This window comes from Gardnerella coleohominis (genome assembly GCF_002896555.1).
In the GTDB taxonomy this organism is placed as follows: domain Bacteria; phylum Actinomycetota; class Actinomycetes; order Actinomycetales; family Bifidobacteriaceae; genus Bifidobacterium; species Bifidobacterium vaginale_F.
This window is the reverse complement of sequence record NZ_MNLH01000001.1, coordinates 242,210-264,510: the sequence shown is the minus strand read 5'-3', so window position 1 is coordinate 264,510 and position 22,301 is coordinate 242,210. Positions and strand designations below refer to the sequence as shown.

Below are 22,301 nucleotides of genomic sequence, written 5' to 3'. Positions count from 1 at the left end.
CCTTTTCGTCCGATTCTACTTGTTTTGCGTCCAAAAAACAAGAAAACGTCCGTAAATTTTGCAAACGCGTCCGATTTACAGCTATTTGCGTCCGATTTTGCATGTTTTCAGACATTCACTCAATACGGTTTCTGTGCGCGCAAATATATAACACCGTTTATTTGTTGCTTTCACAGCGAGATTTCTGCACAAATGTCCGAAACAAAATAAGCACCACGCTACAGCCTAGTAACGCCTAATTAATTCTTTCGAGAGCTACCATATTGAATCATATCGTTAACACTATCTCTACTAATCAAGAGTATAACGCGACAATATTTAGATGCGTCGATGTGGGAATTAATGTTTGTAAACATACCTGGATTATATATTTCACCGCACTTATCGGAAGGGGTATATCTCATTAATACTCCATAGTCGCCATGGAAATAAACACTTACCCCTTCCTTGTTATCCTCATAATCCTTTCTCAATTTTTTTACTTCATCCTTCAAAAAAGAATCATTCGGAGCAATAGAATTAGCTAAACAGTTCGCTTTGTTAGAAAAATCATCAAAAGACGAGAAATTGTTATTTATATAAACATCTTCCTTATTATATAAAGGCTCCTTAGCAGACTCTGTTATGCCACAATTATTAGCAACTAAACCAACAGAGCCATCGCTTTTACTTATAGCACTGACATTATTACTGTTAACACCACAACTGCACAAACACATTACAGCAGCAGCCATTGCAACAGACGCAACTATTCTCTTAAACATGCTAAAACAACTCCTTCGCAACAAATAAAAACTACTACTATCGTGTTCGATGATTCATCTTAGAATTTAACTTATTAAAATCGTCAACACTGAAAGCATGAAACTCAATACCTCTATAAGGGCGTGACGTTATTACATACGAACGTCCAACATAATTAATAAACGAGAGGTCATTTTCTTTAAAGTAGTCATTAAGATTATCAGGATTGTACTTGCTGAATGTTCTCTCAACTTTAGAAGCTAATTCTAAAGCTTTAGGATCATCAGGATTTAATTCTTTGATAACGCACGGAACAACTTTAGTCAAAGAATGCAAAAGACGACTACTATTTTCTCTAGAATACTCAGGTATAGTGCTATCATCAACGTAACCAGGATCTTCTACGTATTCTTGGTAAGAAAGTGCAGTATGTTCCAAATATCCAGATGAGACTTGCCATTCAGGGATATTGCATGCAATAGCTGCCTCTCTAATAGTTACAGTTCTAGAATGGTTAGTGCCATTTTTAACAGAACCCGCAACAGTACCACTATTTTGAGCAGGCTCACCACACGCGCTCAAACCACACATGCAACCAAGAGCCACAACCAAACAACCAGAAACAAGATTATACTTACGTTTCACTTCACGCTCCTTATCACTACTTAGCGTTAGTTTGCGCAACTTCGCGCTACTTAACACTACCTTGCAATATTTAAAAAATTTCGCAATATTTATTTCTTTCGACCTAATTGATAAAGATTGAACTTGTTAAAATCCTCTTTCGTCATAATAAAAATATAATTATAACGATGTGCCTCATCGGAATTGCCACTGCGCTTGACTAAAGGAGATGCCCAGTAGTAGTACTCTTCAGGATCATCACTGTATTGATCAATTGCAACAACATCCGAATTTAAATATCTAAAAGAAGCTGCCCCTGTTGTGTACATATTATCTTGATTTGCAGTAGAAATATTAGATTTTAGCAAGCACAACTTAGTTTTATTAAAATCATTAATCGTTTTAAAACCATTAATAATTGCCATATTATATTTAGAATATACAGGATCCTTCATGACTTTTAATCCACACTCTGCAGCCAACGACTTAATAGGATCTCCCGACGGACTCGAAGAATTTATTTTATCATTATTTTCACCGCAACCAGATAAACCTGTTAAGGCTATTGATAATGCTACAAAATATATAAATTTTTTTGCTCTACTCATAACTACTAATAACTCCATTATTTATACATATAAAAATCTAATAGTCAATGGCTGATGCCGATATTATAAAATACGAACTAACTCAATAATATTTTTGACATCAAACGGATGATTTGCTAATAAAAAATGCTTATTTAAGTTTTACTATTTTTATACCCTCGTAAGTAGGGTATACGTAATAAGTGTTACCCAAATATGGTGGCATATATTTGTCATAGTTTTCAAGATTAACAGAAATAGAATTGATATCTGAAGATTCTAACTTATCGCTAAATTTTTCTGCAACTGGGTCTCCAGGATTAACATTTTTTATAGCACAAGCATAATCTTTCTTAAATTTTTCTCCAGAAGCATCTTGGTCTCCACTTATAAGCACTGCATCAAAGAGATAATCATTTTCATCAGAGTCCAATGGCTTGAAATTGCATTTTTTAGCTACCTCTTTAAGAGATACATTTTCTGACGAATTCTTACTACTGGAGTCATTCGAAATGGAAGAACTGCTTGCAGAATTAGCATTGTTATTGGTTTGAGCAGAACCACACGCGCTCAAACCACACATGCAACTAAGGACAACAATCAAACAACCCGAAACAAGTCTATACTTACGTTTCACTTCACACTCCTTAGTGTTATTTTGCGCTGCTTACAATACAAAATATTGCAAAAGCAGAGACCTTTTTCTCTCAACACTCACAAATATACTCTAAAAGCGCAGTAACAGCTATAGCGCGCTTGCCTTAAAAACTAAAGAAACAGACACTAACGCAGTAACAGCGTGCGCAAAAGATCCGTCCGATTTTGATGATTGTAATAAACCGCTAGAGTAATTCGTTTTGAAGCCAGTTGGCAACGCCATCGCTGTTATTGGAATCGCAAACTTCATCCGCAATCTCAAGCAGCCGTGGATTACTATTCGACACCGCTACCCCGTATCCACCTGCTCGGAACATGTCAATATCGATAATATCGTCGCCAAAAACAACAGTTCTACTAGGCTTTACGCTTAAACGCTCACAAATAACATTCAATGCGTGCCCCTTGTTCGCAAGAGGATTTGTAAGCATCCACAAAACATCTTCGCTAATATGCAATGAAAAATCCTCAGGAAGAGCACTTTCCAAACGTAATTTTTCATCATCTTGCGGAACAATAATTATTTTGTCTGCAATGCCATCTGGAATATCGTGAAAATCAGTGCGAATAAAATTACTTGACTTCCACAATGTATGTAAATCGAAATTAGTGTATCGAATATCATTCATAACAATACCTATACGTAAAGTAGGTATCGTACAAAGTAAACTCAAGCAAACTTCACAAGCGCGCTTTGAAGAAAAACCAAATCGAACTACTGAATCAGACTGATTTTGAGAAGCCAAAATAGATTCGCTTGAATTGTTAGAATCAAAATCTATTAGAGCACCATTCAAGTAAGCACAAACGTTAGCATTAAGAGACTTCACTATCTTAAGAGCAGAGCAAACTGGTCTAGCAGTAATAATAGCTAGCGGAATATGAGTTTTGTATTGTACTCTCTTAACAATATCGATTGTCGATTCAGATAAAAATCTACTTTCAAACTCGTCTGCATCATGCAGCATTGTGCCATCCAAATCCGCTACGATAAGAGACGGACTGAATCTCAACATTAACACACCACTTTTTACAAAAATAGCGCGGCCGAAACCGCGCTATTAAAAACAATCTTAAATCAGTGAGAACTTACTCATTAAATCTAGAGCCACAATAATGACAACCCAGAATAAAGCAATAAACACTGTCCAACGATTCAAGTTCTTTTCAGCTACACCAGAACTTCCAGCGTTCTTGGTTAAACCGCCACCGAACATATCGGAAAGACCGCCGCCTTTACCCTTATGCATCAAAATTAAGAGAGTGAGCAAAATGCTTGCGAGTACCAATAAAACTTGCAAAACAATCTTGACAGCGTTCACAACTAACCTCCTGTTGTAGAGTACTTTGATTGAGCATAATACTAACCATTGACCGATATCAGATAAAATTCATATCGGTTAAGTTATATATGTTTTTGCATGTGTCGGTTAATACTTATATCTACCAATATTCACTTATATTTATTATTTATATTTACCTGGGTAAATTATCACTTTATCCAATATAACCTAAGCTTTTAGACTATTAATTTAGGCTACTATTTTAGGCTATTATTAGACGTTTAGGCTACCATTAGACGCGACGATATTTACTATATGCGCAAGTTCATTTGCATCTAATGCAGCTCCGCCAATCAAAAAACCATCTACATCATTTTCTTGTATAAGACTAGACGCATTTTCTGAAGTAACAGAACCTCCATATAAAATACGAACTTTGTCAGCAACTGTGTCTGAAAAAGTATTTCGCAAATCTTCTCTAATAGCAAATGCAGCATCTTGTGCTGATTGTGCAGTTGCAACCATTCCCGTGCCAATAGCCCATACAGGTTCATAGGCGATAATTAATCGTTCAGCCTGTTGTGAATCTAAATCGCGAGTAACATCGTGAACTTGTCCTACAGCAAAATCAAGTTCAATTCCTTGTTTGCGCTCTTCAAAACTTTCTCCAACGCACAAAATAGGCTGCATTCCGGCGGCAAGAACTGCTCGAACTTGATCAACTATATTTGCATCGTCTTCAGGATGATACTTACGTCTTTCAGAATGCCCAACAATTACCATAGAACATCCTAAAGCAGCAAGCATGTCTGCTGAAACATCACCAGTAAAAGCACCTTGAGCTGTAACTGAAACTGCTTGTGCCCCATACAATAAAGGAAGCTTATTTGATTCAACAAATACTTGCACGCTTCGAATTGAAGTAAAAGATGGCATAAGCGCTATATCGCAAAGACGATAATCAGTATGAGAATCTCGCAAAAGCCAAGCAAATTTATGAATAAAATGCGTAGCTTCACGATGATTAAAGTTCATCTTCCAATTACCAGCAACAAGCGGCTTTCTGTGTAGAACCAACATTAACCCTTTACTAGCAAATACAAAAACGACGATTAGATAACGCTTAAATAATGCTCAAATATAAATAATATAAGACAAAAGTCAATAGTGTGCCGACTCAAAGTACTTATAAGAGCCAGCACACTATTTAACGTTCGCACTAATTTAAACTAATTTAATATAACTTAATCTAACCTAAATTAATTTAACTTAGCTTAAAATTATTACTCAAGTACGCTCAAACCTGGAAGAGTCTTACCTTCCAAGAATTCGAGAGAAGCACCGCCGCCAGTAGAAATGTGCGAGAAGCCATCTTCTGGGAAGCCAAGGTTACGAACTGCAGAAGCAGAATCACCACCGCCAACAATAGTGAAAGTGCCATTCTTCGTTGCATCAACTAAGCCTTGTGCAACAGCACGAGTACCAGCAGCAAACTCTGGGACCTCGAACACACCCATTGGTCCATTCCAAACAACAGTCTTGGAATCAACAATCTTGTCGTGGAAAAGCTTCTGAGAATCAGGGCCAATATCCAAGCCCATCTTGTCTGCAGGAATAGCGTCAGCTGGAACTACTTCTGGAGCAACTGGAGTATCCCCTGCTGGGAAGCCAGCGTTAACAACAATATCGGTTGGAAGTACAAGCTCAACGCCGTTCTTCTTAGCGGTTTCAATGTATCCTTTAACCTTCTCGAGCTGATCCTCTTCAAGCAAAGAAGTACCGACTTCGTGACCCAAAGCCTTCAAGAAAGTGAAGACCATACCGCCGCCGATAACAAGGCGATCAGCCTTAGAAAGCAAGTTTTCAATAACACCAAGCTTGTCAGAAACCTTAGAACCGCCAAGCACAACAGTCAAAGGACGTTCTGGGTTTTCAGTTGCGCGAGAAAGTGCCTTAACTTCCTTCTCAACAAGCAAACCTGCAGCAGCTGGAAGATCGGCAGCAACATCGTAATTTGAACCCTGAGCGCGGTGTACAACACCGAAGCCATCGGATACGAATACGTCTCCGAGAGAAGCAATCTTCTTAGCATATTCAGAGCGCTCAGACGCATCCTTGCTGGTTTCTTCAGCGTTGAAACGAACGTTTTCAAGCAAAACAACGTCGCCATTATTCATGGCAGCTACTTTAGCTTGAGCATCCTCACCATAGGTATCTGCTGCTAAAACAACATTTGTGCCTAGCAATTCACCTAAGCGCTGTGCAACTGGAGCTAATGAAAGCTCAGGAACAACCTGTCCTTTTGGACGACCAAGATGAGCCATTAAAATCACCTTAGCGCCTTGCTCACGCAAAACCTTGATGGTTGGCAAAGCTGCGCGAATACGACCGTCATCAGTGATAGTCGTACCCTTGAGAGGAACATTGAAATCAGCACGTACTAATACGCGCTTGCCGCTCAAATCTCCCAAATCCTTAAGTGTCTTCATTGGTATCCTTTCCAAACCATGATGGCGTAATGTGAATCGAAACAAGCGATATTGCTTCGAAAATCTATAAATGCCAAGTGAGATTATACCGCATAAACCTAACAAAAAAGCATATTATGAGAACGTTAACAACAAAAAATGGGCACATCTAACGTGCCCATAAAATGTTTTAAAAAATCAAAAACTATTAAGCTCTAGATTTCTCAATCTTATCTGAAAGTTGCAAAAGTCTGCGTATACGACCAGCAATTGCATCCTTCGTAATAGGAGGATCAGCTAAATGTCCTAACTGTTCCAAAGTTGCATGAGAATGCTCCAGGCGTAAACGACCTGCCATTAACAAGTTATCTGGAATATCATCGCCTAAAACATCAAAAGCATGTCTAACCTTCTTGCATGCTTCAGTTGCAGCGCGAGCGCTACGGCGCATATTAGCATCGTCAAAATTAGCTAAACGATTAGCTTTACCACGTGCCTCTCCATCAGAACGCTTACCAGTCCACTCTCTGGCGGATCGAGGAGCTCCAATTAGATTAAGCATACGTTCAATAGCGTCAGAATCGCGTAATGTAACTCTTTCAGAGCTACGAACTTTACGAGCTTTAGCGCTAATACCTAAGCGAGCAGCCATAGTTTGTAAAGCTGTAGCAGCTTCAGCGGTAGGGCAAACAACTTCCAAGTAGCTTGCTTTGCCAGGGTCTGAAATAGCACCGTGAGCCAAAAATGCTCCACGCCAAGCAGCTTTAATTTGAGCTATATTTCCACCAACGATTTCAGGTGCTAAACCTGCAACAATACGCATCCTGCGATCCAAAAGACCAGCTTGTAAGGCTAATGCAGTAGCTCCATGTTCAACAAGAACATCGTAGCGAACAACAGTTCCATTAGGAGTTTGACGAGTGACTTGTGATACTACAGCATCGCGCTTGCATTGTATGCGTAAAACATCTACAAGCCATTGTGCAGTACTCAATGAGTCGAATTGCGCTCGGATTACAGCCTTATTGTTAACTGGTCGCAAACCGCCACCAAAGCGCATCATTGCTGCTGCTTGAGCCATAATGACAGTCGGGAGCTCATTATCGTTTGATACGAGTTCATTTTTGACGTCGTCAAGAAGAGCCAAGGGACAACCTCCTACTTTTGTTCTTCTTAAAGTATGCGTATTACAATTCGTGCCTGATGCGCAAAACATAGACATGCTCGGCTTTCTGTGATACCGAATGACTTGGACATTTTACATCTCTATATTTATTATTAGAGCGCTTACAACAGCTATATTGCAGATACTATAACATAATCCTTATATTCTACGAGCTAATTCACGAGCAGAAACAGTAACTTGTAATCCATGAAGACGTAGTCTTCTAGATAACTCAATACTTGTAGCAACTGAACGATGCTGACCACCAGTGCAACCTACGGCAATCGTAACATAATGCTTATCTTCTTTTGCAAATCCATCAATAGCTGTAAGTAAAGCTTTTTCGTAAGAATCTAGAAAAGCAATTGCAGCAGGGTTAGATAAAACATAATCTTGTACAGCTTGATCTTTACCTGTAAGTTCTCTTAGTTCAGGAATCCAGAAAGGATTTGGTAAGAATCGCATATCAGCTACAAAATCAGCATCCATTGGCATACCGTATTTGAATCCAAAACTAAAAATATGAACTGAAACTGTAGATGAACCTTTGCCGAGCAAACTTTCGTAAAGCTTAGTGGAAAGTTGGTGAATACTAAGCGCAGAAGTATCTATAATAATATTCGCGCAATCCTTTAAATGACCTAAAAGTTCTCTTTCTTCGTTAATGCCGTCGATAAGTCTCCTACCGCCTTGCAAAGGATGCGGTCTACGTACAGATTCATATCGTTTAATTAGAACTTCATCTGAAGCATCTAAAAACAGGATTCTAGTTTTAACGCCTAAATTATCTACGTGAGCTAGCACAGCAAAAAGATCATCAAAATATCCGCGAGAACGAACATCAATAACAGCTGCAAGCTTATGGACTTTAGATCCTGAGGACGTCATCATATCAACCAGTGGTATAAGCAGTTTCGGCGGAAGATTATCTATTACGTACCAACCCATATCTTCTAATGCGTTAGCTGCGTGAGATCGACCTGCTCCACTCATGCCCGTTATAAGCATTACTTCAAAATCAGTCAAAGAATTATCTTTTGTATGCGTGTGTGGAGTAAAAGAGTGACCAACAAAACTATCGTTATTGTTAATATTAGACGATAACGTTTCATTTTTAACAACATTATTCTGCTGATCATTATTTAATGAATCATCAGTCGTCATAATGCCTCCTCTAACGCCTTACGCATATGACCGCTTAAGCAATCGTAATCTGTAGCCTTGTCAGAATCATTTTCGAAGCTATTTTCAAAATTTTCTTTAGAATTTCTGTAATCATAAGTCATAAGCTTTACTTGTTCTAAAGCTTGATATAAAAGCATTTCTTCCCCGCCAATTCCGCAACCGTATCTTCTCCATACGCTTAGTAAATCACTTGGTCTAGGGTCGTAAACAACGTCGAGCAGTGTTCCTAAATGATTTATTTTTTGATTTTGGCAATATGCATCTAGTGCTATTGCTAATCCGTCTGCTACGTGCGCAGGAACTGTGCTTATAACTATGTCTGCATCTTCTATTGCGCGAATTGCGTCAATCGAAGTTAAAGATTTTAAAATGAGAGATTTATCACATTCTGATAATTTTTCCGCACCTAATTTTTCCGCAGTATACCCGGCAAATTCCGCAAGCACTTCTTCGCTAATTGTTGGGAATTTAATGCCTCCCACTGATTCGTAGTTTGCATTATTTTCACTACTTTCGATTCTGCTATTTTCGATTTTCTTGCTTTCGATTTCGCTATTTTCTATTTCCCTACTTTGGCCTTCCCCACTTTCACAGCACGGCTCTATGCTTCTGCTATTTGGAAAATCAGCACAATATTTGCGCAAAAGATTATTAAAACGTTCAACGCCTTTTACACTACCGTTATCTTCAGTTCTAGCAATAACTTGCACTTTTTCAAGTTTTGAGGCTTGAGCGATTTCTATAAGTGCCGCCATTGCCGATGATGCCGTATTGCCACTGCCAATAATAACAGCCTTTTTTACGTTGCTTATGCTCTCGTGCAATGCTCGAATAAAAACTGTTATTATGCCACTTACATCAGTGTTGCACAGTTCAATTTGAGAAGGCGATGCGGTTGCAGGATTGCTGGTAAAAATCGCTGTGTTTGCTACGTTAAGTGTGCGAGACCAGTAATCGCAAGGAGTGCCGAGTTTCATTATGGTTTTTTTAAGCGGCATTGTAAGGCTTAAGCCTTTCCAAGAGTTATCAAGATGAGCAATGAAATCGCTAAGTTCTGTCTCATTTACTCTTTCTTTGCTGTATCGCCAATTTTTAAGTCCTAAAGCCGCATAAGCAGAATTATGTAACACAGGAGATAAAGAGTGTGCAATCGGGTCTCCAAGTACTGCACAACGATAAATCTCACTCACATTTACTCCAATCAATAAGCTAATAAATCTTTAGGATCCAAACTAAAATGCAATTCGCCTTTATAGTTAAATGCGCTATGTTCTGCTAATTGTTTTCGTAATTTTTTAACTAATTCATTTCTAAATTCTAACGGAACTCTTACTACCGCTTTAACTCTGTCATGCAATTCGTTGAAATGTAGATTTTTTTCTGTTACAGAATTATGCATAGGTACAACGCCAAGCAGCGGAGAAATTTTAATATTATTTACGCAAATCGTTGGTAAATTAAAATTATTTGAATTTAAAACTCGCATAACATCTTCACGATTCCCCCAAACGCAAGCTGCGCAAACAGTTGGAGGAAGGCCAGCAGATTTGCGTTGAGAAAGTTCACGAGTAGCTAGAATAGATGAATCCCATGTTGTAAGAGAATCTACTATAGAACTATCGCTTTCTCCTAATATCATTACGCATCCGCCTCGAGATTTAGGAGCGCAGGCTGAAGATGCGCGCATCCATGAGGACAATACGTCATAATTTCCGTCAAGACTTGTAGTATATAAGCTTGCCCAAGCGTCAAGAAAAGCTACAACTCGATATTCGCCAGTGTATGATTCAGATTTAGAAATAATAGAATCGTAAGCGTTGATGTTATTTTTACTGTTTTCTGGAATTTTGCCGTTCTGTTTGTAATCAAGAGCATTATTTAATTCAGATGAAGTATTTTCTGAACTGCCATATATTAGGTTAGAATCATTGAAATCATTTGAAGAATCATCACCTGCAGCACGCTTGAAATCATTTTCAAAATCGTCATCTAATGAAGCTTCTATATCATTTTGTTTATACGATCTTTTTACTCGCGGTTCAGCGCCAGGAGTAGCAACAACAATCATTGGCTCTTCATTAATCCAAGAGACAATGCCATTTTTAGAATGTGGAGAAGATACTATCATCTTTGTGCCCGGGAAAAGCATAGAAAGTTGCTTTACAGTACCAGCAGCTCCAACACGAATTGCGCGAAAAACTTTGCACGAGCAATAAGTGCAAGACCAGTTCACAGTACTTGCACCGCACCAAGCGCATCTAGATAACGAGCCATTAATACTTAAGTCGATTGGACCAGTACAACGACGACATCTAGCTTGATGATGACATTTAACGCATGCTGCAGATTGAGTAGTACCATCTTCCGGAATAGACAATAATACTGGATACCCAGCTTTTAAAGCGTCTTTAATAATTTTTTTAGCAGTGTCTGGAACTCTTAGTCCAGCGCTATCATCGCCAATCTTTGCTAATGATTCACGATTAAGCCATCTTACCCATCCGCAAGCTGCTACTCTTACTGAATTAAAAGGGGTGATAAGTTCACTTTTACCTGTTACTAAATTACAAGTTTTATCATAATTTTTACTAGGATTTTTATCGGACTCTTCATAAGAATCTTCACTGAAGTCTTTACTGAAGTTATCACTAAAATTATTACCGGAATCTTTAGTAGAATCTTTACTGAAATCTTTACTTAAATCTTCGTGATTATAAGTATTTAAATAATTATTTGAATCGATTTCATAATGGCTTGTCATACTTCTTGCAAAAGACATGGATATAAATATTCCGCCATGATTTTTAGCTCTTAAACGCATAACGCCACGAGCTTGAGCATATGGTTGCATACCGTCAGCTTGTTGATACGCAGCATCCTCAACTATCACAAAAAGAGCGTCACCTTCAACAGGAGCATACATTGCAGCGCGCGTACCTAAAACGCATGGAACAATCCCCTGCGAAACAGCAATCCAAGATCGATAACGGTCAGCTGGAGCATCTGCAGCAGAAAGACGAACTACATCTCCAACAAATTCGCCGTTTTTCATCTGTTTATATGGTTGAAGGCCGCAAGACATTAGTGCTCGCATAACATCGTTAATCTCGCGCAATGTTGGTAATACAACCGCAACTTGCCGCCCTGAATTTATGGCAGTTACAATAATCCAAGCTAAGTCTTGTGCCCAGCGCTGAGATCCAGGCAATGCATCTATAACAAACGATCTAGCGTGATTTACATCATTTTCATCGTATTTATATGAATTTTTTAAATAAGAATATGGGTATATGACATTGGATAATGCTTCTTTTAGCGAAAAAGCGCGACTATATGATGACATCATCCTTTCATCAGTTGTAAAAGCTACACGCTCTGAGCCATCATATTCAACTTTTAAATCGTAAGAAGATTGCCTAGTAAATAATTCAGGAAGAATTTTTTGGTGAAGATTTGTAATCCTAGCTTTTTGAGCTCTGCTAGGAGAATAAGCGTATTCTTCAACGCTTGCAATTCTAGGCGGAACAGCCAGTCTAATAATGTTTGCTGGCGTACCGCCGTAGGCATTTGCAATCGAAACAATATCTGAGCGCATTGATTTAGAAAGCAATACTTTATGAGACAGTACTCTTTCAATAAATCTTAACGAATCTCTTGTAGTATGCGAATCATCGGATCTAGACCAAATAATTCCGTTAACTCTTCTAGAACCAAAACGAACGCGTATAAGAGAGCCCGGCTGAGCAATTTCGTCATACTTTTCTGGAATAAGATAATCAAAAGTGTGACCTAAATGTGGAGCTTGGACATCAAGCATCACATGAGCAACAGCGCATGATGCTGCCGGCACATTAGCAGACGAGTTTTTTCTACGCCTGCGTTTATGTGCTAAACCTTCTAATTCAGGTTGTTGCAGCATAAATCACACCTTCGCTCTTTTTACCATCCTATTTCGCGCTTAATTTACTTATTTATAAAAAATATGACGATAATTTATTTTAGTCATTAACAATATTACTAATAGCGCGTTTTAAATCTTCAACACGATTTAACTCTTCCCAAGGGAAATGCGCATCAGTTCGACCAAAATGACCATATGCAGAAGTCTTAGAGTAAATAGGCTGCAATAAATCAAGCTCATCAATAATAGCGGCTGGGCGTAAATCAAATACTTCTCGAACAGCTTTAGAAATATCCGAGCTTGTAATACCTTCAGATTCAGTTCCGAAAGTTTCCACATTTACGCTTACAGGATCCGCTATACCGATTGCATAGGCAACTTGTACTTCTGCTTTATGAGCTAATCCTGCTGCAACAATATTTTTGGCCACCCAACGCGCGGCATAGGCTGCAGATCGATCGACTTTACTTGGATCTTTTCCAGAAAAAGCTCCACCACCGTGATGAGCAGCACCGCCGTAAGTGTCAACAATAATCTTTCGTCCTGTTAATCCTGAATCTGCAGCAGGCCCACCCAAAACAAACGATCCAGTAGGATTCACTAACATTCGATAATCGTTATAATCTACTTTATTAGAAAGAGCTTCTTTTAAAACAGGCAATACGACGTTTTCGCTTAATTGCTGCTGTAACCAGTCATGAGAAACTTCAGGATCATGCTGAGTAGAAATAAGAACTGTGTCAACGCGCTTAGGATTACCATCGCAATCGTATTCAATAGTAACCTGAGTTTTACCGTCTGGGCGCAAATGAGGAACAATCCCCTCTTTACGTACTAATGTTAAACGATAAGCAAGTTTATGAGCTAAATAGATTGGAAGAGGCATATAAGAATCTGTTTCATCACTTGCGTAACCAAACATTACGCCTTGATCGCCGGCACCCTGAGAAGAATAGCGTTCTTCTCGAGAAACAGAATCATCTTTAGAATCTATACGCTGAACACCTTGATTGATTTCCGCACTCTGTTCTGTAAGAGAAACCATTACGCCGCAAGAATCAGCATCAAGCCCTATTTCTGAGCTTGTGTATCCAACATTTCTTACAACTTTTCGAACAATACCAGGAATATCAGTGTAAACTTCTCCGCGAACTTCACCGAAAACAACGAATTGACCAACGCAAGCGCACACTTCAACAGCTACGTGAGCATGAGGATCCTGACGAAGCATATCGTCTAAAATTGCATCAGCAATTTGGTCACATAATTTATCAGGATGACCTTCAGTTACAGATTCTGCAGAAATTAATTTGCGCTCTTGCATTTGCACTCCAATAAAATCCAACTCGTTAGTTGTCACACATAATAGTTGTCGCACATAATATGAATAAATCGCAGCCACATATATACCTCTAAAAGTTAAGTATGTGACTGCGATTACTTCGTTCGAAAACGAATAAAATTAATTGCCTTCACTCATATCATCGTCGCCAAGAGTGTCTTCCAACAAGCCTTCGTTAATTTCACGGAAAGCAATTGAAAGAGGCTTTTCCTGGTTCTGATACTCAACAAGAGGACCAACGTTCTGTAACAAACCCTCGTTAAGCTGAGTGAAATAAGAATTAATCTGCCGTGCTCGTTTTGCGGCAAACAAGGCAAGCGCATACTTGGAGTCCGCATGTTCCATTAAATCGTCAATCGGCGGATTAGCAAGTCCCGTAGGTGTTGGCTGAGTGCCCAATGCCATAATGTTCTCCATATTCTATGGTGCCACAATAGTTCCAAAGGTGTTATTATATGCTACCGTTCGGATATTGCCGGATACTGCCGGATATTGTGTAAGTTTTATTTATAATTCTATTTACAGGTTTATTTATTTGTTTATATATTTATCTATCTATAGGTCGTATTCTTTAGCGATTACATCCCACAATTCGTTTGCGGCACGATTTACATCGTCGTTAACAATTACAACATCAAATTCGCCAGCAGCAGCCATTTCAACTTTTGCTGTTTCTAGACGTTTTGCCTGCTGTTCAGGAGTTTCAGTACCCCTTCCAATTAGTCTCCTCTTAAGTTCTTCAAAACTTGGAGGAGCAATGAATACATAAACAACGTCTAATCCTAATCGAGATGCTTCTTGCTTAACTCGTCTTGCACCTTGTAAATCAATTTCTAGAAGAGTAGGAATATTTTGCTCAATATGATCTAAAACAGGCTGAAGAAGAGTGCCATAATGAGCCATTCCGTGAACTAGTGCAGTTTCCAAAAACTCGCCATTTTTTACTCGACGATTAAACTCTTCTTCGTCCAAAAACCAATAGTGAATTCCATTAAACTCACCTGGTCTAGGAGCGCGAGTAGTTGCAGAAACAGAAAGCCAAATATTTGGGTGCCTTTCGCGCAAAGCGCCTTCAACAGTGCCTTTACCTGCTGCAGTAGGACCGGTAAGAACAATTAGCCTACGCTTACGAACTCCGCCTCGTATGTAAGTTGCATCGGTCATCTTAATCGCACCCCATTAACAATAATAACTTCTATTAAATTCTAGTTTAACAATACTTTTAAACGAGAATATTAAATATTCTAATACTTTAACGCATTTTACGTTTCTAGTACATTGCGAATTTATTATTTTTTGTTAATTAGAGTTTAAGATTCCGAATACATCAAAGCTTGACGAATATCCCAAGCAATACGCTCAGTTGCCGCCGAAAGAGAACCAATATCTGGACCATGGGAAGCAATGGAACGTGAAACAGTGACTAAAACATTTCCGTGAGTTCCAGCAAACACAGTTTTAAGATCGCTTGCTTCAGCACCCTGCCAACCGTAGCCTGGAGAAAGAATTGGGCCAGTAAAGCTTGTAAGATCTACGTCCCCACCATTCATCCAATCGCCGATAGTAGCTCCAACAATCAAGCCAACAGAACCCATGCCTTTAGTGTTATTGTTAAAGCTTTGAGCTGTTTGAGCTATACCGTGAGCAACAGTATGTCCGCGATAGCTTCCGTTTTGTCGTATAGCTGTTTGAAGATTAGCGCCTTCACGATTAGATGTAAGAGATGCAATAAATACTCCGCAACCGTTGTTTAAGGCTTCATTAATAAGACTACTCATAGAACGAGCGCCATAATATGGAAGCAGCGTTATAGCATCGGCCATAAGCGGAGCTCCAGGCTTAAAATAAGCATCAGCTAAAGCAGAAATAGTAGTAGACAAACCACCATGTCCACAATCGACAATCGTAATAACATCCATTTGACGTGCAGCATACAGCACGCGTTCGAGCGCTGCGAATCCTTTAGAACCGTAGCGCTCAAACATGCTAGATTGGAATTTAACTGCTGCTGCCCTACCATTCATGGCCTGAAGCATACGCATAGAGAATAGCTCAGCACCTTGCGCATCCATCTCATATCCCCAATTAAGCAACATTTTGCGATGAGGATCAATGCCTACGCATAGCGGACCATATTTGGCCATAGCGTTTTTTAAACGCAAACCAAAATCAGATCGTTGTGCTTGTAATTCTTGATCGCCTATGGTTCCGGTCATGTTATAGTGCTCAACTTTCTTTAGCTTCAGCTTGCTCTATAGCAAATAATTGCTTTGCATGTTCCTGAATACTCATCACTTGATAATCATTGTTCTTAACAGCTTCAATTGCCATCAAAACTGGTGCAAACTCAGTAATCGTAGTGAATTGAGGAAGATCTGCTGCTACTGCTGCCGCACGAATGGCATAACCATCAGTACGAGATCCTCTTGAATTCGGAGTATTCAATACCATGTCAATCTTACCATTTTCGATAAGCTCTACAACATTCTTGCCGATTCTTTCGTGTACTTGCTCGCTGTTACGCACATCTTTCGCTGTGTCGCCCTTGCTAGAAATCTTGTCGACAATCACAGAATCAATGCCATAACGACGAAGTACAGAAGCAGTACCTTCAGTAGCCCAAATCGTAAAGCCAAGTTCAACTAAACGAACTGCAAGAAGCGGAAGTTGACGCTTATCTGCATCACTTACGGACACAAAAACGTTTCCGCTGGTAGGCAAACCACCCTTGTATGCTGCAAGTTGGCTCTTAGCAAAAGCATGTGGGAAGTCGCGGTCGAAGCCCATAACCTCACCAGTAGAACGCATTTCAGGTCCAAGCAAAATATCAACCGTACGACCAACAGGAGTGCGGAAGCGTTTGAACGGCAACACAGAAGCTTTAATAGCAACCTGCTGACCTGGGTGAATATCTCCGCCATCTCCTTGTGGGAGAAGAAGTCCGCGCTTGCGCTGTTGGGCAATGGTTTCACCGGCCATAATTCTTGCAGCAGCTTTAGCAAGAGCAACTCCAGTAGCTTTAGAAGCAAACGGAACAGTACGAGATGCTCGAGGATTTGCCTCAATTACGTACAAAGTATTTGCCATAAAAGCATACTGCACGTTAATAAGACCGCGCACAGAGCAGCCGCGCGCAATCGAAAGCGTGCCTTCACGAAGACGACGAATCTGATCGTCAGAAAGCGTGCTTGGAGGAAGAGTACAAGCAGCGTCACCAGAGTGCACGCCAGCTTCCTCGACATGCTCCATAATGCCGCCAATATAAAGCTCGTTGCCGTCGTAAAGCGCGTCAACATCGATTTCAATGGCGTCCTGAAGGAACTTATCGATTAAAAGCGGCGAAGGCAAACGTCCAGAAACAACCGTGTCTGCTCTAGCTTCTTCCAAAGCGCGATCAACATACTTTGCAAGTTGAGCGTCATCGTACACGATTTCCATGCCACGACCGCCAAGTACGTAACTTGGGCGTACAAGAACCGGGTAACCGATTGCGTGAGCTGCATCTTTTGCTTCCTCTAAGCTCAAAGCTGTGCCGTAGCGAGGAGCATTCATGCCTTCTTGACGAAGAACCTCGCCGAAAAGCTCACGGTTTTCCGCCAAATCAATGGCCTCAGGAGTAGTTCCCAAAATTGGAACTCCTGCAGCTTTAAGACGAGCAGCAAGCGAAAGTGGAGTTTGACCACCAAGCTGCACAATCACACCCTTAACTGGTCCAAGCTTCTTTTCTGCTTCGTAAATTTCAAGCACGTCTTCGAAAGTAAGCGGCTCAAAGTAAAGGCGATCAGACATATCGTAATCTGTAGAAACTGTTTCAGGATTGCAATTAACCATAATAGTGTCGTAATCCTTACCCAATTCCTGAACAGCGTGAACGCAAGTGTAATCAAACTCAATGCCCTGTCCAATTCTGTTTGGACCAGAGCCAAGGATAATCACAGCTTCGCGATCGCGCTTCTTAAGCTCGCTTTCGTCAGCATAGCAAGAATAGTAGTACGGAGTTGCTGCATCAAACTCTGCTGCGCAAGTATCGACAGTCTTGTAAACAGGGCGCAAACCGTAAGCCCAACGAAGCTCACGAACCATGTTTTCACCTTCGTCGCCAAGATTACGCAAATGCGCAATTTGAACGTCTGAAAGGCCAGCAAGCTTAGCACGCTTCAAAACCTTAGGAGTTAAGGTTTCAGCTTCACGAACTGCGAGCGCAGTCTCGTTAATTTGCGCCAACTGCTCAACAAACCATGGGTCAATCTTTGTTGCTGCAAAAATCTGCTCTGGCGTTGCTCCACCCCATAGTGCGCGCTGGATTTGCAAGTAGCGATGCTCTGTTGGAGTGTGCATTTCTTCAAGAAGCTTATTAACTTCTTCCTTGCTTGGGCGCTCGCCATTCCAGCTAAAGCATGAGTGACGTTTGTCGATTGAGCGCATTGCTTTTCCAAGAGATTCCTGGAAGTTTCCAGCCAAAGCCATTGCTTCGCCAACTGACTTCATAGAAGTTGTAAGCGTAGTGTCTGCTCCTGGGAACTTTTCGAAAGCAAAGCGCGGAATCTTTGTTACAACGTAGTCGATTGTTGGCTCGAAGCTTGCAGGAGTTGAACGCGTAATATCGTTTTGAATTTCGTCCAAAGTGTAGCCAAGAGCAAGTTTCGTTGCAATTTTTGCGATTGGGAAGCCGGTTGCTTTAGATGCGAGTGCGGAAGAACGAGATACGCGCGGGTTCATTTCGATTACAATAATGCGACCAGTTTGAGGGTTGATTGCAAACTGAATATTGCAACCGCCGGTGTCAACTCCAACGCCTCGAATAATAGCGATACCAATATCGCGCATCTTCTGGTATTCGCGGTCTGTAAGAGTAAAGCAAGGAGCAACTGTAATCGAGTCACCAGTGTGCACGCCTACAGGATCAACATTTTCAATTGGGCAAACAACTACGACGTTATCTTTTGCGTCGCGCATAAGCTCAAGCTCAAATTCCTTCCAGCCTTCAATGCCTTCTTCAATAAGCACTTCGTTTGTTGGAGAATAGTGAATGCCGGCTCCTGCAATGCGATGAAGTTCTTCCTCATTGTGAGCAATACCAGAACCTAAGCCGCCCATTGTGAAGCTTGGACGTACTACTACCGGGTATCCTAAAGTTTCAACAATTTTGTCTACTTCTTCGATTGAGTGAGCAATAAAGGATTTTGCTGACTCAGCTCCAGCTTTTTCAACAACTTTTTTGAAAAGCTCGCGATCTTCACCGCGGTCGATTGCTTCCAAAGAAGCACCAATAAGCTCAACGTTATATTTTTCGAGTATTCCTGCACGGCCCAAATCCATTGCCGCATTAAGAGCGGTTTGTCCGCCGAGTGTTGGAAGAAGCGCATCCGGACGCTCCTTCGCAATAATTCTCTCCAGAATCGATGTGTCAATTGGCTCAATGTATGTTGCGTCTGCAAGTTCCGGGTCTGTCATAATCGTAGCCGGATTAGAGTTGACTAAGATAACGCGAATTCCTTCTTCGCGAAGCACGCGGCAAGCTTGAGTTCCTGAATAATCAAATTCTGCAGCCTGACCAATAACAATAGGGCCAGAACCAATTACCATAACCGACTTAATATCAGTACGTTTTGGCATAGTAAACTTCTCTTTCCTTGAATCTTACTTGCTTTTTCGAGTATTACTTGCTTTTTATAGCGTTTTCGCGCATCAATTGCACAAAGCGGTCAAATAGGTAGGAAGCATCGTGCGGACCTGCCGCAGCTTCCGGATGATATTGCACTGAGAATGCTGGAATATCAAGGCATTGCAAGCCTTCTACAACGTTGTCGTTCAAGTCAATATGCGATACCATTACGCGACCAAAATGTCCGTTTTCATATGGAGATTGAACAGGACCGTCAAGAGGTGCGTCTACAGCAAAACCGTGATTGTGAGCTGTAACTTCCACTTTTCCTGTTGTAACGTCTTTTACAGGCTGGTTAATACCGCGGTGGCCAAACTTCAGCTTGTAAGTGCCAAAGCCGAGAGCGCGTCCAAGTAGCTGATTTCCAAAGCAGATACCAAAGAACGGGTATCCTGCATCCAAAACTTTGCGCAAAAGCTCGACTTCGCGATTTGCTTGGCCAGGGTCTCCTGGACCGTTAGAGAAGAATACTCCATCTGCGTTCAGAGCTTGTAAAGACTCGAAACTTATTGAGGAGCTTACGACGTGTACTCGGCAGCCACGCTCTGCCAAACGGTGAGGAGTCATAGCTTTAATACCAAAGTCGACTGCTACGACTGTGTAAAGCGGGTCTTTTCCTTCAAAATCACCGCAAGGCTCAATCGTATACGTTTGATCAGTACTTACTTCATCTGTTAAACGCAAGCCTTGCATTTGAGGAGTTTGCTTAATTTCATCAACGAAAGAAGCAACGGTACGAAAAGCCCCAGTTGAAGAATCAACCAGGGCCTCATTAGAAAAAATGCCGGCACGCATAACGCCGACAGAACGTAAATGACGAACCAGCTTTCGAGTATCAATACCACTGATACCAACGATACCTTGCTTTTGTAAATCATCTTCCAAGGAACCTTCAGCTCTCCAATTGCTAAAAATTGGGCTTGGCTCCTTAACTACATATCCAGCAACCCAAATGCGGGTAGATTCTGGATCTTCATGATTCATTCCCGTATTACCTATGTGTGGGAATGTTTGTACTACTATTTGCTGATCATAACTTGGATCGGTTAATGTTTCTTGATAACCAGTCATGCCCGTAGAAAAAACAATCTCAGCACGCGTAGATCCTCGCGCACCAAAAGGCTTACCAACGTAAACCTGACCGTCTTCTAACACCAATACTGCATCGTCACTGCCGAATCCGGCGAAGGTGTCGTTGTAATCCACCTTAACCCCCTTATGGCTTTAGGATATTCGTGGCAAGTTTACTCAGATTGGCGGACGGGCGACGCGCCGACTAGATCATTCAGATTCAGAAGACTCAGAAGATTCAGAAGACTTTTGAGCTTCCTGTGTTTCCTGAGATTCTTGAGAATCCTGAGTTTCTTTAGAATCCTGAGAATCGCTAGAGTTTTCCGTAGTTTCTTCTTGAGATTCGCCATTAAACTTTGCCAAGCATGCTTCTTTGTCTGCCATAATCGCGCTTAGCAATCCGTGAATAAATGCAATAGCATCATCATCGCTGTAAGTTTTAGCAAGAGAAATAGCTTCATCAATCGCAACTTTGTCTGGAATTTCTTCGTTAAGAAGCATTTCCCAAACTGCAATGCGCAAAATATTACGATCAATAACCGCCATACGTCCAACTTTCCAACCTGTTGAATAGCGGTTCAGCGTCTTGTCAATCCTATTTCTGCGTTCCCCAACACCTCGAACAATTTCAATAGCATATTCAGGAAGAGGCGTTTGAGCACCAGGCTCTTTGACTCGCTCTTCAAGCAAGGAAAGAATATTCTGACTCTTTTCATCTGCTTCATACAGTGTATTCAAAGCCCTTTTACGAGCGGTAGAACGTGCCATTGTATCGTCTTTCTGTACAAACTACATATAGAATTCTTATAAATTTACTTAAGCACACAAGCATAATCAAATATGTTATGCGCACAGCTTATAAGAACTTAACTTACATCAATATATATCCAATATTACACAAACATGCATTCACAAATAAAGCGACCCAGCAACGACTAATCGCCACCGAGTCGCTTTATGCAAAAAATTTAATTAGTTTTCGCGACCAAGGTAAGAGCCGTCACGAGTGTCGACCTTAACCTTTTCGCCTTCACCAACAAAGAGTGGAACCTGGATTTCAGCACCAGTTTCAACAGTTGCAGGCTTTGTACCAGCGTTAGAACGGTTGCCCTGCAAGCCTGGCTCAGTGTGAGTGATAGTCAAAATCACGGAAGCTGGAAGTTCAACGCTCAAAGGAGTGCCATCATGGAAGCTGACGATGCAATCAGTGCCTTCAAGCAAATACTTGCTCTGCTCGCCAACTAAGCCCTTAGGAATATAAACCTGATCATAAGTTGTCATATCCATGAAGACGAAGTTATCGCCATCTTCATAAGAATATTGCAACGTACGGTTATCAACGGTCTCGAACTCCATCTTCATGCCTGCGTTAAAAGTCTTATCGACAATCTTGCCGGAGAGCACGTTTTTAATGGTGGTGCGCACGAAAGCAGGACCTTTACCTGGCTTCACATGCTGGAACTTTACAACAGTCCAAAGCTGACCTTCAAGGTTCAAAACCGATCCATTTTTAATATCATTGGTAGTCTGTGCCACGAGTTACTCGTTTCTGTGCTAATTACAGCTGCAATTTATACAGCTAAGAAATAAACCTTGCTTATTATGCCAC

Annotated in this window: 20 protein-coding genes; all 20 read right to left on the bottom strand. The window is 40.8% G+C overall.

Annotated features, from left to right (window positions below):
- Positions 1–239: 239 nt before the first annotated feature.
- The 20 genes from BFS05_RS00960 to efp all read right to left on the bottom strand — a co-directional run bounded on the left by BFS05_RS00960 (position 240) and on the right by efp (position 22,228).
- Positions 240–764: a hypothetical protein gene (locus BFS05_RS00960; protein WP_103084203.1), complete on the bottom strand. Its 525-nt coding sequence runs from the start codon at positions 762–764 to the stop codon at positions 240–242.
- Between the two features lie 37 nt (positions 765–801).
- Complete coding sequence (locus BFS05_RS00955) at positions 802–1,389, bottom strand: hypothetical protein (protein ID WP_103084202.1); 588 nt, start codon at positions 1,387–1,389, stop codon at positions 802–804.
- 89 nt (positions 1,390–1,478) lie between these two features.
- On the bottom strand, positions 1,479–1,976 hold the full coding sequence (locus BFS05_RS00950) for a hypothetical protein (RefSeq protein WP_103084201.1): 498 nt from the start codon (positions 1,974–1,976) through the stop codon (positions 1,479–1,481).
- Positions 1,977–2,106: 130 nt separating this feature from the next.
- A complete protein-coding gene (locus BFS05_RS00945) occupies positions 2,107–2,592 on the bottom strand; it encodes a hypothetical protein (RefSeq protein ID WP_103084200.1) in 486 nt (161 codons plus the stop codon).
- A gap of 205 nt (positions 2,593–2,797) precedes the next feature.
- Complete coding sequence (locus tag BFS05_RS00940) at positions 2,798–3,628, bottom strand: HAD-IIB family hydrolase (protein WP_103084199.1); 831 nt, start codon at positions 3,626–3,628, stop codon at positions 2,798–2,800.
- Between the two features lie 57 nt (positions 3,629–3,685).
- Positions 3,686–3,934 (bottom strand): preprotein translocase subunit SecG, encoded by a 249-nt coding sequence (secG, locus tag BFS05_RS00935; protein WP_103084198.1) that lies wholly within the window; start codon positions 3,932–3,934, stop codon positions 3,686–3,688.
- A 234-nt stretch (positions 3,935–4,168) separates the two neighbouring features.
- The gene (gene tpiA, locus BFS05_RS00930; protein WP_103084342.1) at positions 4,169–4,972 is read right to left on the bottom strand and encodes a triose-phosphate isomerase; all 804 of its coding nucleotides are present in this window, start codon (positions 4,970–4,972) and stop codon (positions 4,169–4,171) included.
- Positions 4,973–5,178: 206 nt separating this feature from the next.
- Positions 5,179–6,384 carry a phosphoglycerate kinase gene (locus BFS05_RS00925; protein ID WP_103084197.1) on the bottom strand — a complete coding sequence of 402 codons (1,206 nt, stop codon included), beginning with the start codon at positions 6,382–6,384 and terminating at the stop codon, positions 5,179–5,181.
- Between the two features lie 187 nt (positions 6,385–6,571).
- Complete coding sequence (gene whiA, locus BFS05_RS00920) at positions 6,572–7,510, bottom strand: DNA-binding protein WhiA (RefSeq protein ID WP_103084196.1); 939 nt, start codon at positions 7,508–7,510, stop codon at positions 6,572–6,574.
- A gap of 177 nt (positions 7,511–7,687) precedes the next feature.
- Positions 7,688–8,554 carry an RNase adapter RapZ gene (gene rapZ / locus BFS05_RS00915; RefSeq protein WP_308411036.1) on the bottom strand — a complete coding sequence of 289 codons (867 nt, stop codon included), beginning with the start codon at positions 8,552–8,554 and terminating at the stop codon, positions 7,688–7,690.
- 134 nt (positions 8,555–8,688) lie between these two features.
- Positions 8,689–9,903: a shikimate dehydrogenase family protein gene (locus tag BFS05_RS00910; RefSeq protein ID WP_103084195.1), complete on the bottom strand. Its 1,215-nt coding sequence runs from the start codon at positions 9,901–9,903 to the stop codon at positions 8,689–8,691.
- 11 nt (positions 9,904–9,914) lie between these two features.
- A complete protein-coding gene (locus tag BFS05_RS00905; RefSeq protein WP_103084194.1) occupies positions 9,915–12,632 on the bottom strand; it encodes a primosomal protein N' family DNA-binding protein in 2,718 nt (905 codons plus the stop codon).
- 79 nt (positions 12,633–12,711) lie between these two features.
- Positions 12,712–13,938: a methionine adenosyltransferase gene (gene metK / locus BFS05_RS00900; RefSeq protein WP_103084193.1), complete on the bottom strand. Its 1,227-nt coding sequence runs from the start codon at positions 13,936–13,938 to the stop codon at positions 12,712–12,714.
- A 138-nt stretch (positions 13,939–14,076) separates the two neighbouring features.
- Positions 14,077–14,361 (bottom strand): DNA-directed RNA polymerase subunit omega, encoded by a 285-nt coding sequence (rpoZ, locus tag BFS05_RS00895; RefSeq protein WP_103084192.1) that lies wholly within the window; start codon positions 14,359–14,361, stop codon positions 14,077–14,079.
- Positions 14,362–14,511: 150 nt separating this feature from the next.
- Positions 14,512–15,120: a guanylate kinase gene (gene gmk / locus BFS05_RS00890; RefSeq protein WP_103084191.1), complete on the bottom strand. Its 609-nt coding sequence runs from the start codon at positions 15,118–15,120 to the stop codon at positions 14,512–14,514.
- 146 nt (positions 15,121–15,266) lie between these two features.
- A complete protein-coding gene (gene pyrF, locus BFS05_RS00885; RefSeq protein ID WP_103084190.1) occupies positions 15,267–16,172 on the bottom strand; it encodes an orotidine-5'-phosphate decarboxylase in 906 nt (301 codons plus the stop codon).
- A gap of 10 nt (positions 16,173–16,182) precedes the next feature.
- On the bottom strand, positions 16,183–19,572 hold the full coding sequence (gene carB, locus BFS05_RS00880; protein ID WP_103084189.1) for a carbamoyl-phosphate synthase large subunit: 3,390 nt from the start codon (positions 19,570–19,572) through the stop codon (positions 16,183–16,185).
- 43 nt (positions 19,573–19,615) lie between these two features.
- Positions 19,616–20,827 (bottom strand): glutamine-hydrolyzing carbamoyl-phosphate synthase small subunit, encoded by a 1,212-nt coding sequence (gene carA, locus BFS05_RS00875; protein WP_103084188.1) that lies wholly within the window; start codon positions 20,825–20,827, stop codon positions 19,616–19,618.
- Positions 20,828–20,902: 75 nt separating this feature from the next.
- Positions 20,903–21,460, bottom strand: coding sequence for a transcription antitermination factor NusB (gene nusB / locus BFS05_RS00870; protein WP_103084187.1), 558 nt, complete (start codon positions 21,458–21,460; stop codon positions 20,903–20,905).
- Positions 21,461–21,664: 204 nt separating this feature from the next.
- Positions 21,665–22,228, bottom strand: coding sequence for an elongation factor P (gene efp / locus BFS05_RS00865; RefSeq protein WP_103084186.1), 564 nt, complete (start codon positions 22,226–22,228; stop codon positions 21,665–21,667).
- Between the last annotated feature and the right edge of the window lie 73 nt (positions 22,229–22,301).

Excerpts from the sequence above, each read along its gene's own strand:
- BFS05_RS00925 (WP_103084197.1), bottom strand. The coding sequence starts at position 6,384 with ATGAAGACACTTAAGGATTTGGGAGATTTGAGCGGCAAGCGCGTATTA.
- pyrF (WP_103084190.1), bottom strand. The coding sequence starts at position 16,172 with ATGACCGGAACCATAGGCGATCAAGAATTACAAGCACAACGATCTGAT.
- BFS05_RS00940 (WP_103084199.1), bottom strand. The coding sequence starts at position 3,628 with ATGTTGAGATTCAGTCCGTCTCTTATCGTAGCGGATTTGGATGGCACA.
- BFS05_RS00950 (WP_103084201.1), bottom strand. The coding sequence starts at position 1,976 with ATGAGTAGAGCAAAAAAATTTATATATTTTGTAGCATTATCAATAGCC.
- gmk (WP_103084191.1), bottom strand. The coding sequence starts at position 15,120 with ATGACCGATGCAACTTACATACGAGGCGGAGTTCGTAAGCGTAGGCTA.
- carB (WP_103084189.1), bottom strand. The coding sequence starts at position 19,572 with ATGCCAAAACGTACTGATATTAAGTCGGTTATGGTAATTGGTTCTGGC.
- BFS05_RS00905 (WP_103084194.1), bottom strand. The coding sequence starts at position 12,632 with ATGCTGCAACAACCTGAATTAGAAGGTTTAGCACATAAACGCAGGCGT.
- metK (WP_103084193.1), bottom strand. The coding sequence starts at position 13,938 with ATGCAAGAGCGCAAATTAATTTCTGCAGAATCTGTAACTGAAGGTCAT.
- BFS05_RS00960 (WP_103084203.1), bottom strand. The coding sequence starts at position 764 with ATGTTTAAGAGAATAGTTGCGTCTGTTGCAATGGCTGCTGCTGTAATG.
- rpoZ (WP_103084192.1), bottom strand. The coding sequence starts at position 14,361 with ATGGCATTGGGCACTCAGCCAACACCTACGGGACTTGCTAATCCGCCG.
- nusB (WP_103084187.1), bottom strand. The coding sequence starts at position 21,460 with ATGGCACGTTCTACCGCTCGTAAAAGGGCTTTGAATACACTGTATGAA.